The sequence below is a fragment of the Rhodococcus sp. P1Y genome, assembly GCF_003641205.1.
Taxonomy (GTDB): Bacteria; Actinomycetota; Actinomycetes; order Mycobacteriales; family Mycobacteriaceae; genus Rhodococcoides.
This window is the reverse complement of sequence record NZ_CP032762.1, coordinates 611,314-623,782: the sequence shown is the minus strand read 5'-3', so window position 1 is coordinate 623,782 and position 12,469 is coordinate 611,314. Positions and strand designations below refer to the sequence as shown.

Annotated in this window: 17 protein-coding genes; 7 read left to right on the top strand and 10 right to left on the bottom strand. The window is 62.0% G+C overall.

Annotation, left to right across the window (positions count from 1 at the left end):
• Positions 1 to 33: 33 nt before the first annotated feature.
• From D8W71_RS02965 to D8W71_RS02950, 4 genes are all read right to left on the bottom strand, one after another.
• On the bottom strand, positions 34 to 1,200 hold the full coding sequence (locus D8W71_RS02965) for a serine hydrolase domain-containing protein (RefSeq protein ID WP_236077680.1): 1,167 nt from the start codon (positions 1,198 to 1,200) through the stop codon (positions 34 to 36).
• 30 nt (positions 1,201 to 1,230) lie between these two features.
• Entirely contained in the window at positions 1,231 to 1,494 is a 264-nt protein-coding gene (locus tag D8W71_RS02960) for a hypothetical protein (RefSeq protein ID WP_153275296.1), read from the bottom strand.
• 124 nt (positions 1,495 to 1,618) lie between these two features.
• Entirely contained in the window at positions 1,619 to 1,789 is a 171-nt protein-coding gene (locus D8W71_RS27820; RefSeq protein WP_442972010.1) for a 3-keto-5-aminohexanoate cleavage protein, read from the bottom strand.
• Entirely contained in the window at positions 1,786 to 2,346 is a 561-nt protein-coding gene (locus D8W71_RS02950) for a TetR/AcrR family transcriptional regulator (RefSeq protein ID WP_201265237.1), read from the bottom strand. Before D8W71_RS02950 ends, D8W71_RS27820 begins: the two co-directional genes overlap by 4 nt.
• 104 nt (positions 2,347 to 2,450) lie before the next feature.
• Between D8W71_RS02950 and D8W71_RS02945 the strand changes: the two genes are divergently transcribed.
• Positions 2,451 to 3,293, top strand: a complete 843-nt coding sequence (locus tag D8W71_RS02945; protein WP_121110862.1) for an alpha/beta fold hydrolase — start codon at positions 2,451 to 2,453, stop codon at positions 3,291 to 3,293.
• On the opposite strand, the gene D8W71_RS02940 is transcribed toward D8W71_RS02945, so the two are convergent.
• Positions 3,259 to 4,332 carry an SDR family oxidoreductase gene (locus D8W71_RS02940; protein ID WP_121110861.1) on the bottom strand — a complete coding sequence of 358 codons (1,074 nt, stop codon included), beginning with the start codon at positions 4,330 to 4,332 and terminating at the stop codon, positions 3,259 to 3,261. The genes D8W71_RS02945 and D8W71_RS02940 overlap by 35 nt on opposite strands.
• Before the next feature lie 92 nt (positions 4,333 to 4,424).
• Here D8W71_RS02940 and D8W71_RS02935 point away from each other — a divergent pair, with 92 nt between their 5' ends.
• Together D8W71_RS02935 and D8W71_RS02930 are read left to right on the top strand one after the other, a co-directional pair.
• On the top strand, positions 4,425 to 4,742 hold the full coding sequence (locus D8W71_RS02935) for an ArsR/SmtB family transcription factor (RefSeq protein WP_121110859.1): 318 nt from the start codon (positions 4,425 to 4,427) through the stop codon (positions 4,740 to 4,742).
• 2 nt (positions 4,743 to 4,744) lie between these two features.
• Positions 4,745 to 5,446, top strand: a complete 702-nt coding sequence (locus D8W71_RS02930; protein WP_121110857.1) for a YoaK family protein — start codon at positions 4,745 to 4,747, stop codon at positions 5,444 to 5,446.
• A 93-nt stretch (positions 5,447 to 5,539) separates the two neighbouring features.
• On the opposite strand, the gene rraA is transcribed toward D8W71_RS02930, so the two are convergent.
• The 3 genes from rraA to D8W71_RS02915 are packed head-to-tail and all read right to left on the bottom strand — an operon-like array spanning position 5,540 to position 6,877.
• Positions 5,540 to 6,022: a ribonuclease E activity regulator RraA gene (rraA, locus tag D8W71_RS02925; RefSeq protein ID WP_121110855.1), complete on the bottom strand. Its 483-nt coding sequence runs from the start codon at positions 6,020 to 6,022 to the stop codon at positions 5,540 to 5,542.
• A gap of 23 nt (positions 6,023 to 6,045) precedes the next feature.
• Entirely contained in the window at positions 6,046 to 6,417 is a 372-nt protein-coding gene (locus tag D8W71_RS02920; RefSeq protein ID WP_121110853.1) for a DUF5313 family protein, read from the bottom strand.
• Positions 6,418 to 6,427: 10 nt separating this feature from the next.
• Positions 6,428 to 6,877 carry a hypothetical protein gene (locus D8W71_RS02915; RefSeq protein ID WP_121110852.1) on the bottom strand — a complete coding sequence of 150 codons (450 nt, stop codon included), beginning with the start codon at positions 6,875 to 6,877 and terminating at the stop codon, positions 6,428 to 6,430.
• Between the two features lie 84 nt (positions 6,878 to 6,961).
• Here D8W71_RS02915 and D8W71_RS27815 point away from each other — a divergent pair, with 84 nt between their 5' ends.
• The 3 genes from D8W71_RS27815 to D8W71_RS02895 are packed head-to-tail and all read left to right on the top strand — an operon-like array spanning position 6,962 to position 9,323.
• Positions 6,962 to 7,738 (top strand): hypothetical protein, encoded by a 777-nt coding sequence (locus tag D8W71_RS27815; RefSeq protein ID WP_236077679.1) that lies wholly within the window; start codon positions 6,962 to 6,964, stop codon positions 7,736 to 7,738.
• 14 nt (positions 7,739 to 7,752) lie between these two features.
• Positions 7,753 to 8,961, top strand: coding sequence for a hypothetical protein (locus tag D8W71_RS02900; RefSeq protein ID WP_121110850.1), 1,209 nt, complete (start codon positions 7,753 to 7,755; stop codon positions 8,959 to 8,961).
• The gene (locus D8W71_RS02895) at positions 8,958 to 9,323 is read left to right on the top strand and encodes a hypothetical protein (protein ID WP_121118459.1); all 366 of its coding nucleotides are present in this window, start codon (positions 8,958 to 8,960) and stop codon (positions 9,321 to 9,323) included. Before D8W71_RS02900 ends, D8W71_RS02895 begins: the two co-directional genes overlap by 4 nt.
• A gap of 67 nt (positions 9,324 to 9,390) precedes the next feature.
• Here the strand turns inward: D8W71_RS02895 and D8W71_RS02890 are convergent, their stop codons facing one another.
• The gene (locus D8W71_RS02890; protein WP_121118457.1) at positions 9,391 to 10,140 is read right to left on the bottom strand and encodes a MerR family transcriptional regulator; all 750 of its coding nucleotides are present in this window, start codon (positions 10,138 to 10,140) and stop codon (positions 9,391 to 9,393) included.
• Positions 10,141 to 10,197: 57 nt separating this feature from the next.
• On the bottom strand, positions 10,198 to 11,415 hold the full coding sequence (locus D8W71_RS02885) for a lipase family protein (RefSeq protein ID WP_121110848.1): 1,218 nt from the start codon (positions 11,413 to 11,415) through the stop codon (positions 10,198 to 10,200).
• A gap of 207 nt (positions 11,416 to 11,622) precedes the next feature.
• Between D8W71_RS02885 and D8W71_RS02880 the strand changes: the two genes are divergently transcribed.
• Complete coding sequence (locus D8W71_RS02880) at positions 11,623 to 12,435, top strand: DNA/RNA non-specific endonuclease (protein WP_121110846.1); 813 nt, start codon at positions 11,623 to 11,625, stop codon at positions 12,433 to 12,435.
• The last annotated feature ends 34 nt before the right edge of the window (positions 12,436 to 12,469 follow it).

Sequence of the window (12,469 nt, the reverse complement as noted above, 5' to 3'; positions counted from 1 at the left end):
GAAATGGGTGCGCAACTTCGATCTCGGCACTGGTTACGCGGGGCAGGTGGCGGCAAGGCCGGTGATCAGGCCGTTCAAGGCCGTCTGCTCCAGTGGATCCGATGCCGGATCGATAGCCGACGCCGTCCAGCCCAACGTCACCTGACGACCACCGTCGGGAGTGGAGAACGAGAGGGTTCGGTAGCCGAAACCGTTGCCGCGCTGACCGAATACCAACTCGGCGGCGCCCGGATTACATGCGTCCCCGCCCACCAGCAGTCCAAGCCCGTATCCCGACGGAGTTACCTGCTGCATCTCGGTGACGAGTTCTCGCGGCAGCATTGTTTCGTCGAACAGGCCGCGGAAGAACGTGTTGACGTCACCGACGGTTGACACGACCGCGGCGCTCGCGGACCAGATCGACGGATCGAAGTCGGTTATGTCGGAGTATGTTCCGCCCTCGACGATGTAGCCGTGCAGCCCGCCACCGGGCATGTCGGCCGCCGTCGGATACGTCGTCGAATTCATCCCCAGAGGTTCGAAAACTCTGGTGCGCAACGAATCCGCGAGGGATCGGTCGTCCAACGCAGCGACGATCTCACCCAGTACGACGTAGTTGGTGTTGGAGTAGGAAAATTCGGCACCCGGCTCCAGCGGCCACGGCTCCGCTAAGGCAATGTCGATCAGCTGGGCATCGGTGTAGGTGTTGTCAGCTGCATCGACCAGCCCCTGCGCATCGGGTGGGACGAGGGAATCGAGATAGTTCGGCAATCCGCTCGTGTGGTTCAACAACTGCCGGATGGTGACGGCTTTGGGCAGAAGCCCCGGCAGAATCTCGTCGACATCGGTCTCCAGTGTCAGCCTTCTCTCGTCGACCAACTGTAGGACGACCGCCGCGACCATCGATTTGGTGATACTGGCGATGCGCACCGGGTCATCGGCGGACGCTCGCGCGTCGTCGCTTCTGTCAACGACTCCGGCGGATCCCTGCCATTCTGCGTCACCGTCGCGCAATTCGATCACTGCCGCGGGGGCTCCCGCCGCGACCAGTTGGTCGACCACAGCTTGTCCGTCGGCGGTCCGTATGGTGCCTGGACTGCTGGACGTGGACGTGGACGTGGACGTGGACGGCGCGGCGTCGGTGCTTTGTTCGGTCGAACAGGCGGCAACGCCAACGACAACGGCAAGGGCGAGGGGGAGTACTGCCGAGCGCAGATTCACCCTTCGGACATTACCGGCAGCCGCGGGTCGTCAGATCGCGCCGACTCTCTTCTGCTTCCAGAGCCACGCCCGAGCAGGCACGACCGGTACGAGTATCAGGACGACATACAGTACGAACTGCCAGGGCTGGGCTGCGGTCGTGGACTCCGAGACCCACCCGGCGCCCCAGACCGATGCGGCGACGGCGAGTGCGCACATCACCATCGACCAGCCGTCGAATTGTCCCGCGCGTCGCCAGATCGTATTTGGGTTGCGTGAGTTGGCGCGAGAGATCATCGCGAACCACATGCCCACGGCTGCGAACAGTAGTACTACTCCGATAGTTAGCCTCACTATGCAACCGTGCATCAGATCTGGCCGGACTGCAACCCCTCGGACCCGAGGATCATGTGGCACGGCTACGGCCCCTCCGGGGCACTCAACCGTGCCGCTCGTTGACCAGGGCGGATGCTGCAGCGACCAGTTCTGCGTTTCCGGCGGCGGGGGTGCCGTCGGGCAGAATCAGGGTGTCTTCGAGTCCGATACGTGTCGCTAGGCCGAGTTCGACCGCCAGTCGCCGAGGGCCGTTGATGCATGCCTTCAGCTTCACGAGCGTGCGCCGACGTCGAGGAGGACTTCCGCGGCCTGTCGAGCGGCGATGGCGGATTCCGGCGACTCGGAGATCGCGGCGGTCGTCTGCGCACCTTCCGCGAGCAACGCGATCTGAAGCCCGAGTGTCGGTTGGCAGCCCAGTTCGACCACCAAATCGGTTACGTATTCGACGAATTCACGTTTGTGTCGGTGAGCGGCGTCGGCCACAGCGGGCATCGTCGCGCCGAGCTCGCCGAACGAGTTGATGAACGCGCAGCCGCGGAAGTTGTCTTCTCTGAACCATCCGTCGAGGAAGTCGAAGATGGACAGCACTTTGCTGCGGGGGGAGTCGTATTTGTCTGCCTCGGCACGTATCCGTTCGTTCCAGACCGCGGTGCGTCCGGCAAGTACCTCGGCGACTATGTCCGCCTTGGACGGGAACAGTGCATACATGCGCTTGAGTGAGATCCCGGCGGCTGCGCGCAGCTCGTCCATGCCCACAGCCTGAACGCCGCGTGAATAGAACAGCTCATCGGCCGCCCTGAGCACGGACTCCCGAGTATTGTCCGTTTCCATCTTCACCAACTCCTTGCGCAGAGAACCAGCGTTCTCTACGGTAGTCCATAGCGTGAGAACGTACGTTCTCGTCTCGCCTCTCGACCCCGACGAAAGGTTTGACCATGGCTTTCATCAACGTAGGAACCGAGAACAGCACCCCGGTCGACGTCTACTACGAGGATCACGGCAGCGGACAGGCAGTCGTGCTGATCCACGGCTACCCGCTCGACGGCAACTCCTGGGAACGTCAGAGCCGGGCGCTGCTGGGCGCCGGCTACCGCGTCATCACCTACGATCGTCGCGGCTTCGGCCAGTCCAGCAAACCTGTCACCGGGTACGACTACGACACCTTCGCCGCAGACCTGAATGCAGTCCTCACCGAACTCGACCTGAGTGACGTCATCCTCGTCGGATTTTCCATGGGTACAGGCGAACTCGCGCGCTATGCGGCCAAGTACGGTACCGATCGCATCGCCAAGTTCGCGTTCCTGGCTTCGCTCGAGCCGTTCCTGTTGCAGACCGACGACAACCCGGCAGGGGTGCCGCAGTCGGTGTTCGACGGTATCGACGCAGCAGCGCGCGAAGACCGGTTCGCCTGGTTCGACAATTTCTACAAGGACTTCTACAACCTCGACGAGAACCTCGGAAGCCGCATCGGCGAGGCCACCGTGCGCGCCAACTTCGCCACCGCCGCGTCGAGCGCACCAGTTGCCGCATACGCCGTGGTCCCGTCGTGGATCGAGGACTTCCGCGACGACGTGCAGAAGGTCCGCGAGTCCGGCAAGCCGACCCTCATCCTGCACGGCACGAAGGACAACATTTTGCCGATCGACTCGACAGGACGTGAGTTCACCAAGGCCTTCCCCGAGGCCAAGTACGTCGAGGTCGAAGGCGCACCGCACGGGCTGCTGTGGACACACTTCCAGGAGGTCAACGACGCACTTCTCGCGTTCGTGAAGGGATAATTCTTCGCCGCCGTAGATCCGAGAAGATGTCGAAGAACATCTTCTCGGTCTCGGCGTAGCGGTGAAAACCTAGCCGGCGGGCCTTCGATCCGTCGGCGAAGAAGTCGTAGTCCCAGCCGAACACGAAGTCGCCGAACGGCCAGGCCGCGACGTCGGCATACGGCGTCGGGAGCAAGTCGTAGCGTTCGATCATCGAATTCCACAGCGGCTCTTTGTCGGCCATCGTGTCCGCGAGCGACATTCTCAGCGGAGGTGCGACGTCGAGATCGAAGTAATCGGCGATGCGCGGCCACATCGTCTCCCATCGAAACAAGTCACCGTTGTTGATGTTGAATGCTTGGTTCGCGCACGCGGGAGTTGTTGCAGCCCAGACGGTTGCCTCCGCGAGTAGGCCTGCGTCCGTCATCTCCAACAGCGCGCCGTACGCTCCCATCTTCCCGGGAAACCTCAAAGGCATTCCGAGTTCCTTCGACATCGACGCGTAGACGGCGATCACCGATGCAAGATTCATCGGGTTTCCCAGCCCGAATCCACAGACCACGGAGGGTCTGATTGCAGACCAGCTCCATTGCGATCGAGAACCTTTGTCCTGGAGAAACTTCTGCTGCTCGGTATTGAACTCCGGTGGCATGTGGCCGGGGTCCGACTCTTTTGCGGGCGTGGTGAACGGGCCGAGGTGAGCGCCGTAGACCTTGTACCCCTGCATGAGGCTGATGTGCTGCAAATCCTGTGCCGCGGTCTCGACCGCCTCGACGACATTCTTCAACATCGTCACGTTCGGTTCGACCAATTCCGCCCAAGTCGGCCTGTCCTGATAGGCGGCGTAGAAGATATGCGTCGCATGCTCCAGTGACCCGAGTTTGTTTCGTGTATCAGTCTCATCGAGCAGGTCGACGGCGATATGCCGTACTCCGGGCTCGTCGATTCCACCTCGTCGAGAGAGTCCGACGATGTCCCAGCCGTCGAGAGTTTTCAGATGTTCGACGAGGTTTGCGCCGATCACACCGCGTGCCCCGACGACGACCGCCACTTTCTTCATGTCTCTCCTTGCATCGGTATATCGCAATTTCGCGATGCAAAGGATTCAACCACACACATCGTCGATTTGCGATATGGCGGTACGATGTCACGGTGTCCAAGACCTCCACGGAGGACGAACTCGCACTCGTCTTCAAGGCGTTGTCCAATCCTGCGCGGGTTGCGATTCTGCGTTGGCTGAAAGATCCGTCTGACTTTCCACCGCAGCTCGAGCCCCCCGAAGTTGTCGGAGTGTGCCTCAAGCACATACAGGCACGTGCAGGCGTATCCCAGTCGACTGCCTCCCAGTACATGGCAACGTTGCAGAATGCAGGGCTTGTATCGAGTACGCGCGTCGGGCAGTGGACGCACTACAAGAGGCGCGAGGATCGAATCCGTGAGCTGGCGGCCGACGTACTGAGCGAGTTGTAGACGTGGCCGAGCGTCCTTCGACGGTGGTCACGTCCGAGTCGGTCCGGCTCGGGGTGCTGCTTGCCGCAGTGGGTGGTTTCGTCGACGTCTATACCTTCATGACTCGAGACGGCGTATTCGCCAATGCTCAGACGGCCAACGTCGTGTTGTTCGGAATCGACATCGCGTCGGGTCACTGGAGATCTGCACTGGGGTATCTCCCGCCCCTGATCGCCTTCGCGTTGGGCGTGTTCACTGCCGAATTCCTGACGAGACCTGCCGTCGCCCGGATCGTGAAACGGCCGGTCCGTGCTGTGCTCGTTATCGAGATCCTGGTTGTCGCAGCCGTGGGATTCGTACCTCTGTCGGTACCGAATGCCGTTGTGACGATTTCGATCTCGTTTGTCGCTGCATTACAGGTCACGACGTTCCGTGTACTCGTGGACCAGGCATTCAGCACGACGATGACGACCGGAAATCTACGCAGCCTGTCGCAGGCCGTCTTTCACCGGCTCACCGACGGTGACAAGGCTGCCGGGGCGAGGGCTCGGAACTTCGGCCTGGTCATCATGGGCTTCCTCGCCGGTGCGGTACTCGGAGCGGTCATGGTGAGAGCACTCGACGTCGGGGCCGCATGGGTGGCGTCGGGAATGCTCGTTGTTGCGTTGGCGCTGTTCATGTTCGACGAATGGCGAGGGGTCCCGCGGGTGCGTCACTCGGAGTAGGCGGCTCCGCCGCCAGTGGTACGGATAAGTGCCTTGGAGGGCACCCGATCCTGCCACTGGCGGGGACCGCTGAGCGGCTGGAGCCGGGGCTGCTTACGGGGTTACGGCCACGACACCGTCGGAATCGCTGTAGACGATGTCGCCCGGAGTGAAGGTGATGCCGCCGATTTCGACGGGGACGTTCTTCTCGCCGGAACCGGTCTGCGTGCTCTTACGAGGATTGGTTCCGAGTGCCTTGACGCCGATCTCCAGCGTGCGCAGGATCGCCGAGTCGCGGATGGCGCCGTTGACGATGATTCCGGCCCAGCCGTTCGTGACGCCCTTGCCTGCGATGATGTCGCCGACCAGCGCGGTGTGAATGCTCGCATCACCGTCTACGACGAGGACGCCGCCGTTGCCGGGCTCGCCGAGAGTCTGCTTGACGAGCAGGTTGTCCTGGAAGCACTTGATGGTGGTGATCGGTCCGGCGAACTCGGTGTTCTTGCCGAACTGGATGAATTGGGTGTCGCAGCTGCGGATTTCGGGTCCGATTTCGTCGGCCAGGTCTGCAGTTGCCTTGAATTCGACAGAAGTCATGCCCCACAGCTTAAATGCCAGTCTCAGTCGAGTCTGCCGTGGCGTCTTTCGTAGTCGTCGCGGGTGCGGTCGATCTTGGCCTGGGTGTTGGCGTTGAGCAATTGAGGGTCGAGGTCGTGCACCAGTAGACGGTGACGCCGGTAGACGTTCATCAGCGCGATCGCGAAGTAAACCAATGGGATGAACAGCAGCGCCATCATCGCTAGACCGATCCACAGGGGACCAGGAATGAGGAGGAACAGACACAGCAGTGGTATGCCCGGCAGCGTGAAGCGAAACAGATAGCGAGCCTGCGCCCCGTTGCCGACGAGGTCTTCGCGAACCCAGTCCTCCATGGACGGGGGCAGCACACGTCCGAACTGGTAGCCCAGGTACTGCCAAAGGTTCGGTTTCACATGCTGGACCTTACGCTCTCACCTCGTTCAGAACGGCTGCCCCGATGGAAAGCGCGACGGCGTCCTCGACCAGCGCGGCAGCGATCGGCGGAACTCGCTTCGACGCCCAGCCGCGATAGGCATGACCTGCGTAAGAACCCACGATCGCGGTCAGCCCACCGATGACGGCCGCCGGAATCGCATCCTCGCCCAGGCGTCGAGCCACTACGTATGCAGCCCCGGCACCTGCGACGACGCGGCCGCCCAGCGGCCCTGGGTCCAGGCGCGACGGCGTGGTCGGCAGCTTGTCCATGACGAGTTCGCCCGCAGTCACGACGGCCGAGCCTGCTACGGCCAGGCGTTCGCGTTCCGTTCCGTTGAACCACGTGAGTAGGTTGAGACTGATTCCGACGGAGCTGCGAAAGCCGGTCGCTTTCCCGATCGCGGCGGACCGAACAGCTGAGCGAAGAGTCAGAGTCATGCTCGAAGTATCCCCTTGTTGCCGCTGACGCGGTGTCGGAACACCGTGTTAGCGTGTGGCGTCTTCGGGGGAGGTCGATCGAGTGTGTTGAAGCCGTTGCTTCGCATCGTGTTGGTGGTGGGGTTGTTGTACGCCGCTGTCGCGTTTCTGCCCAAGCTTGTGCCGGAAACTCCAGGTATGTACACCGGTGTTGCGGCAGCACCTTTTCAGACGACGACTATGCGTCCGTCGGCCAGTGCGGCACCGACTTCGGTGACCCCGACCTTGCCTCCGGGATTTCCGTCGATGGAGTTTCCACCGCCGGAGATCGAGGTGCCCGAGGGCGATCCGATCCCAATCGACACCAAATACGGCATCAGCTACACGGTGCCGGGGGATTGGAAGAACGCATCCACGGGAGTCGCCGGGTGGGAGAGCGACGCTGGATCCGTGACTTACGGCGCAATCGCCATGTACGGGTACGACTACTGCCCGGAACACCGTGACGGTGCCCGCAAGGCTGTGACAGGTATGACTGGGCGCAGGGGTGTCGACGTTCCGACTGCCGCGTTCGAGGCTAGCCGCCAAGCTGAGCTGATCTTCCGGGATGCGCCGGACGATGCGGTAGTTCTGGAGTACTCGGCCCCGACTGAGTTCGACATCGATGGAGCGGCAGCGGTTCGATACTCGGTGCATGCGTCGAATATTGCGCAAAAGTTCGATTGTGACCCAACAAAGGCCACCTTTGATGTGGTTGCGACCGAGGCTTTTTCGAATGCACCCATTGCTGTCTTCATGGTGCACACCGAGCAGGGAATCGATGGTGCACTGACGATCGAGCAGGTGGATCAGATCGTGTCGACGCTTCACCGAAAAGACTGAGACGGAGTTCGAACGTGGGAGAAACGTTCTATGCGGAGCCGAACGAAGTCGCCGGCCTCAGCCGCCTGATCTCCGAGACCGGATCGCAGACGCTTATGTCGTACAAGTACTTCAACGAACATGCCGGCCCGGAGGGCGGGTATTCGGGTGAAATTTTCGGCTCGCTGGTGGCACCGCTGGGCGGAATTCGAGATATCTGGCGAGATCGACATGTTCATCTCGCGGCCAACTGCGTCGAGCTCGGCGGCAAGCTCAACGTGGCCGCTTGGCTGTACGCAGATCAGGAGAAGCGGAACTACGAGGCGCTCAACGCGCACACCGACGTTGTGCCGATCCCGTACTCGGACCGAGGGGATGCACACCGGCCGGCAGTGGGATCCGTTGAGTTATACAGCAGCCCGGCAGATTACGGGCACCCGGAGGGAATCGACTACCCACCGCCCGTGCACCTTCCTGACGACACAGCCGACGTCATAGCTGATGCCGCTGGGTGGCTGGGTGACGTGGACTATGCCATCGAGGAGCTCATTGGGCACAGTCCGCTTCGGCAGCTGATCGACCCGATAGGTGGGAACTGGAACGATTTGCGACGCCTCGGTGCGGCCTATCGGATCGCGGGTGAAGCGATGGCGTGCGGGGGCGATGCACTCGAACGCGGTACAGCTGCAGTCGACGAGTTCTGGGACGGCATGGCGGCTGTCGCCTACGAGCAATACGCGGCAAAGCAGATCGCTGCTATGCGGTGGGAAGGCTCATGCGGGCGAGTTATCGAAGCGGTCGCCGACAGAGCTGCTGACGAGATACGCAAGTCCGTGTTCGCCATTGTGTCGAATACGAGGGAACATCTCGAGGCCCAGTTCGATCTGAGCAGCGGCGCCAAAGTAATCGACTTCTTGTCGAAGAAGGTTCCGGTCGTCGGCTCTGGGTACCAGCTCTACATCATCGCCGACATTCTGTACTCAGGATACGAACTTTCCAAGAGGATGGTCGACGACATTCGAATGGTCACCGATGCGTTCCAAGAATTTCTATCGTTGGTTGCGAGTCCGAGCGGCTACCTGAACGAGAAGTTCCAGCAGAGAATCGAACCGATCACCAAAGGGTTGAACAAACTCGATCTCGCGAAAGACATCCACGACACTGCGTCGGCGAGCCCCATGTACAACGTGCCGAAAGATCCGTATTCGTTTGGAACAGGCACACAACCGTGGGCGGATGCATGACCGTACCGGACGATCCGCTCCTGCGGCTGGCCCTCCAGAAAATGACGGACGCGTTCGATCGAATGGCCCACACGCGTGCCGAGATCGAACGAACCCCGGTGCCGTCGTTCGGAGAACCGCGCACGATCGACAGTGCGCTCATGTTCGATATCGCGTTGCTTCCTGGGGCATCTCCCGAACTGAGGGCCTACGCTTCGCGGGTAGCGGCTGGCGAATGTACGTGGGACGAGATCGAGACTCTGGCTCGGCCGGTACCGCCCGAAGTCGCCGAGCTCAAACGCGATCCGATGTTGATCTGGTTTCCACCCAAGCGAACCCCGACTTCGAACGACGAAGAGCCGTACCGGATTCCGTGGCAATGACGGCCAGATCTACCCCCATGTTGTGCGGTTCGGCCCACCGATTGCGCACAACACGGGGGTAGATTGCTTACTTGTCAGCAGCATTCGCGACGATGCAATCGCGGATGTACTGCGCGAGTCCAGGTGCCACGTCGTCGTAGTGCTTGGTGAACCGCTCGTCCGCGATGTACATTTCGCCCAGGCAGACGTGCATTTCGTAACCACAGTCGTAGTAGTTCTCGATGCTCGCGCGGTGACGTTCGGCCAAGACCGCAGCCGCTTCCGAATCGGCTGCAACTCCCGTGGACAACGCGTCGGCGAAATCTGCTTCCAAGGCGTCCGTTTCAGCTTTGACCCGCTTCCAGTCCTCCTTGGTGAAGGACGCCGTGCGCGCCTGCGACTGCTTCCACTCGTCGGTCTGGCCCCACCGCTCCTCGGCCTCGCCCGCATACTCGTCGCCGGTCCAGTTCTCACCGAACACCTCACGTTGTTCTGCCGGCGTCAACTGAATTCCCATTTTCTTCGCCTCCATCATCTTGTCCACGGCCGCAGCCATCTGATGTAAGCGATCGATCCGCGCGTCGAGTAGCTCGCGCTGGCGTCGTAGATGCGCCATCGCGTCGACCGTCGGATCGTCGAGAAGAGCCGCGATATCGTCCAGCGCGAAACCGAGTTCGCGGTAGGTCAACACCTGATGCAGCCGCTCGACGTCGGACGCCGAGTAGCTGCGATAGCCCTTGGGGGTGCGTCCGGACGGCACCACCAACGAGATCTCGTCGTAGTGGTGCAGTGTCCGGACACTGATCCCGACGAGGCGGGCCACCTCGCCCACCGTCATCGCTCCCGAATCGCTCACAGAAGACACTCTGCAGCCTCCCGTGACGTCAGGGTCAAGCTATCGGACGACCCTTTCGCATCCACCGGTCGAGACACCGGCGAGGCGCTGCGACATCCACTCGAATGCGCCGGGTCGGCCACCGCCCTCGGCCTGGGCGTGGTCGCCGGGGATCTCCTCCAAATGGACCGAGGCGCCCGCTGCACACCACTGATCCTGGACTGCCTCAGCGCCCTCTTTCGGGATCAAGAAATCCTGGAGACCCTGGTAGATGTAGATCGGAGCCTCGGGCTTGATCTGGCCCATTCGGTTCTCTTCGACCACCGTTCGGGTGATCGGGTGGTTGAAGACGTCGGGGACGTTCGACAGGTTCTGCTGATCGAACAGAGCAAGCCCGCTGTAGGACAACACGTCGACGCACTGGTCCTTCTGCACGAGCGCCAAACGCTTGCCGTTGTCGTTGGCGAGCGCACGCATCTCGGGGTACTCGCGGCTCAATCCGATGGTCGCTGCAGTGAACAGTCCCGACCCGATACCGCCGTTGAGCGAACGCTGCAAGATCTTGTAGTCGGTGGGCGGGCCGCCGAATGCGACTCCGACGATGTTCAACTCGGGTGCGTAAGTGGGCGCGAGCTGTGCGGCCCACCCCGACGCAATGGCACCGCCCGAGTAGCCGGTGATCGCGGCCGGGGCGTCCGGTGAAACTCCCACGCTCTGCGATGCGCGGAGGCCGTCGAGCACCGTGTGCCCGGAGACCAGACCGGCCGAGTACGCCTGGCGCGGACCCTGGTAGTCGGTGACGACCACGGTGTACCCGCGTCCCAACAACTCCTGCATGTTGTCGAGTTCCTTGTTGGTGCCGCGCGGCAACGTGGAGGACGGTGCGCAGGCGTTGCCGAGCGAGTCGGTCGCTTCGTTGTAGGCCACGACCGGCCGGGGCCCTCCGCCAGTCCACGGCGAGTCCGGGACGATGACCGTCGTGGCAGCTGCGATTGGGTTGTTCTTCGAGTCGGTGGAACGGAACAAGAGCTGTGTCGACGTCGTACCTGGTTGTACGGCAACACCTCTGGTGTTCAATACCGTCCCGGGCGCCTGAGCTTCGAAGCCTGCGGGCGGGGTGAACCACGGATCACCGAGTGGGGTGGGGAGATATGCGTCGGGATTGCTCGGGGGAGCGATGAGGTCGCCCAGTGGATCTGCCTGGGCCGATGGCGCCAGCGCGACCAGTAGAGCGGCCGCACCTGCAAGGACCAATGTCCTGCGCATTGTCGTCTTCATTGTTGTTGCCCCACCCTGCTTCGTCTCTAGAGCGCCCCGACGCCTAGGAAAGACCGCTTCCCATGGTGCCATACGGCGCAAGGTGAGCACTGCACACCGATCGTGCTCGCTACAGCGGGGGATTCGCCGGTTGAGCTCGAAAGATCGGTGCGTCCTGCTCACGCTCGTTCACTTCGACGTCATCGTGGTCTGAATCAATGCACACCTATGACTGCACCCGCGTTCGATCAAGAGTTCCTCGGGGCACCTGCACCCATGCCGAGCCGCGCCGGACTGATCGACCTGCCGTATACACATTTCTCCGTCGCGATGGATCCGGTGAGGCGTCTGGCCGCGACGACAGCAGTCAACATCGACGGTGGGCAACTGAAGACCGTGGCCCGCAGCGACAACTGGCGGCTCGACGATCGACTACCGGCAAACCAGCAGGCCGGCGCAGGGCTGTACTCCCAGAACGACCTGGACCGCGGGCATTTGGTTCGTCGCAACGAACCGGTGTGGGGGCCGCCGGAGGTGGCTAGGCAGGCGAATTCGGACACCTTCCACTACACCGTCTGCGCACCCCAGACGGCAACGTTGAACCAGTCGAAAATGCTGTGGCTCGGTCTCGAGGACTACATTCTCGAGCATTCGCGCAAGTACGGGCACCGGTTGTCGGTGTTCTGCGGATGCATTTTCGACGACGAAGACCCGATCTATCGCGACATTGCCATCCCGCGAAAGTTCTTCAAGATTGCTGCGTGGGCGCAGGGCAACGATCTCGCCGCGACCGGATACGTGCTGGACCAGTCGCCGTCGCTCGATCCGATAGTCGACAAGAAGGCACTCCCCGACACGGATGTCCCGCCGTTGGGCCCCTACCGGACGTTTCAGGTTCCGATCGCGGACATTGCGGCTGCGACCGCGCTCGATGTGGGCGCGTTGGAGGCCGCGGACCGATACGCGCCTGGTGCAGCCGCGCGAGGGGGCCGGGGCCGCTGGAAAGAGCTCACCGACTTGGAGGAGATCGCAGTGCCGTAGATCGCGCGCTGTGATCCGAGCCACCGAGGGGGTA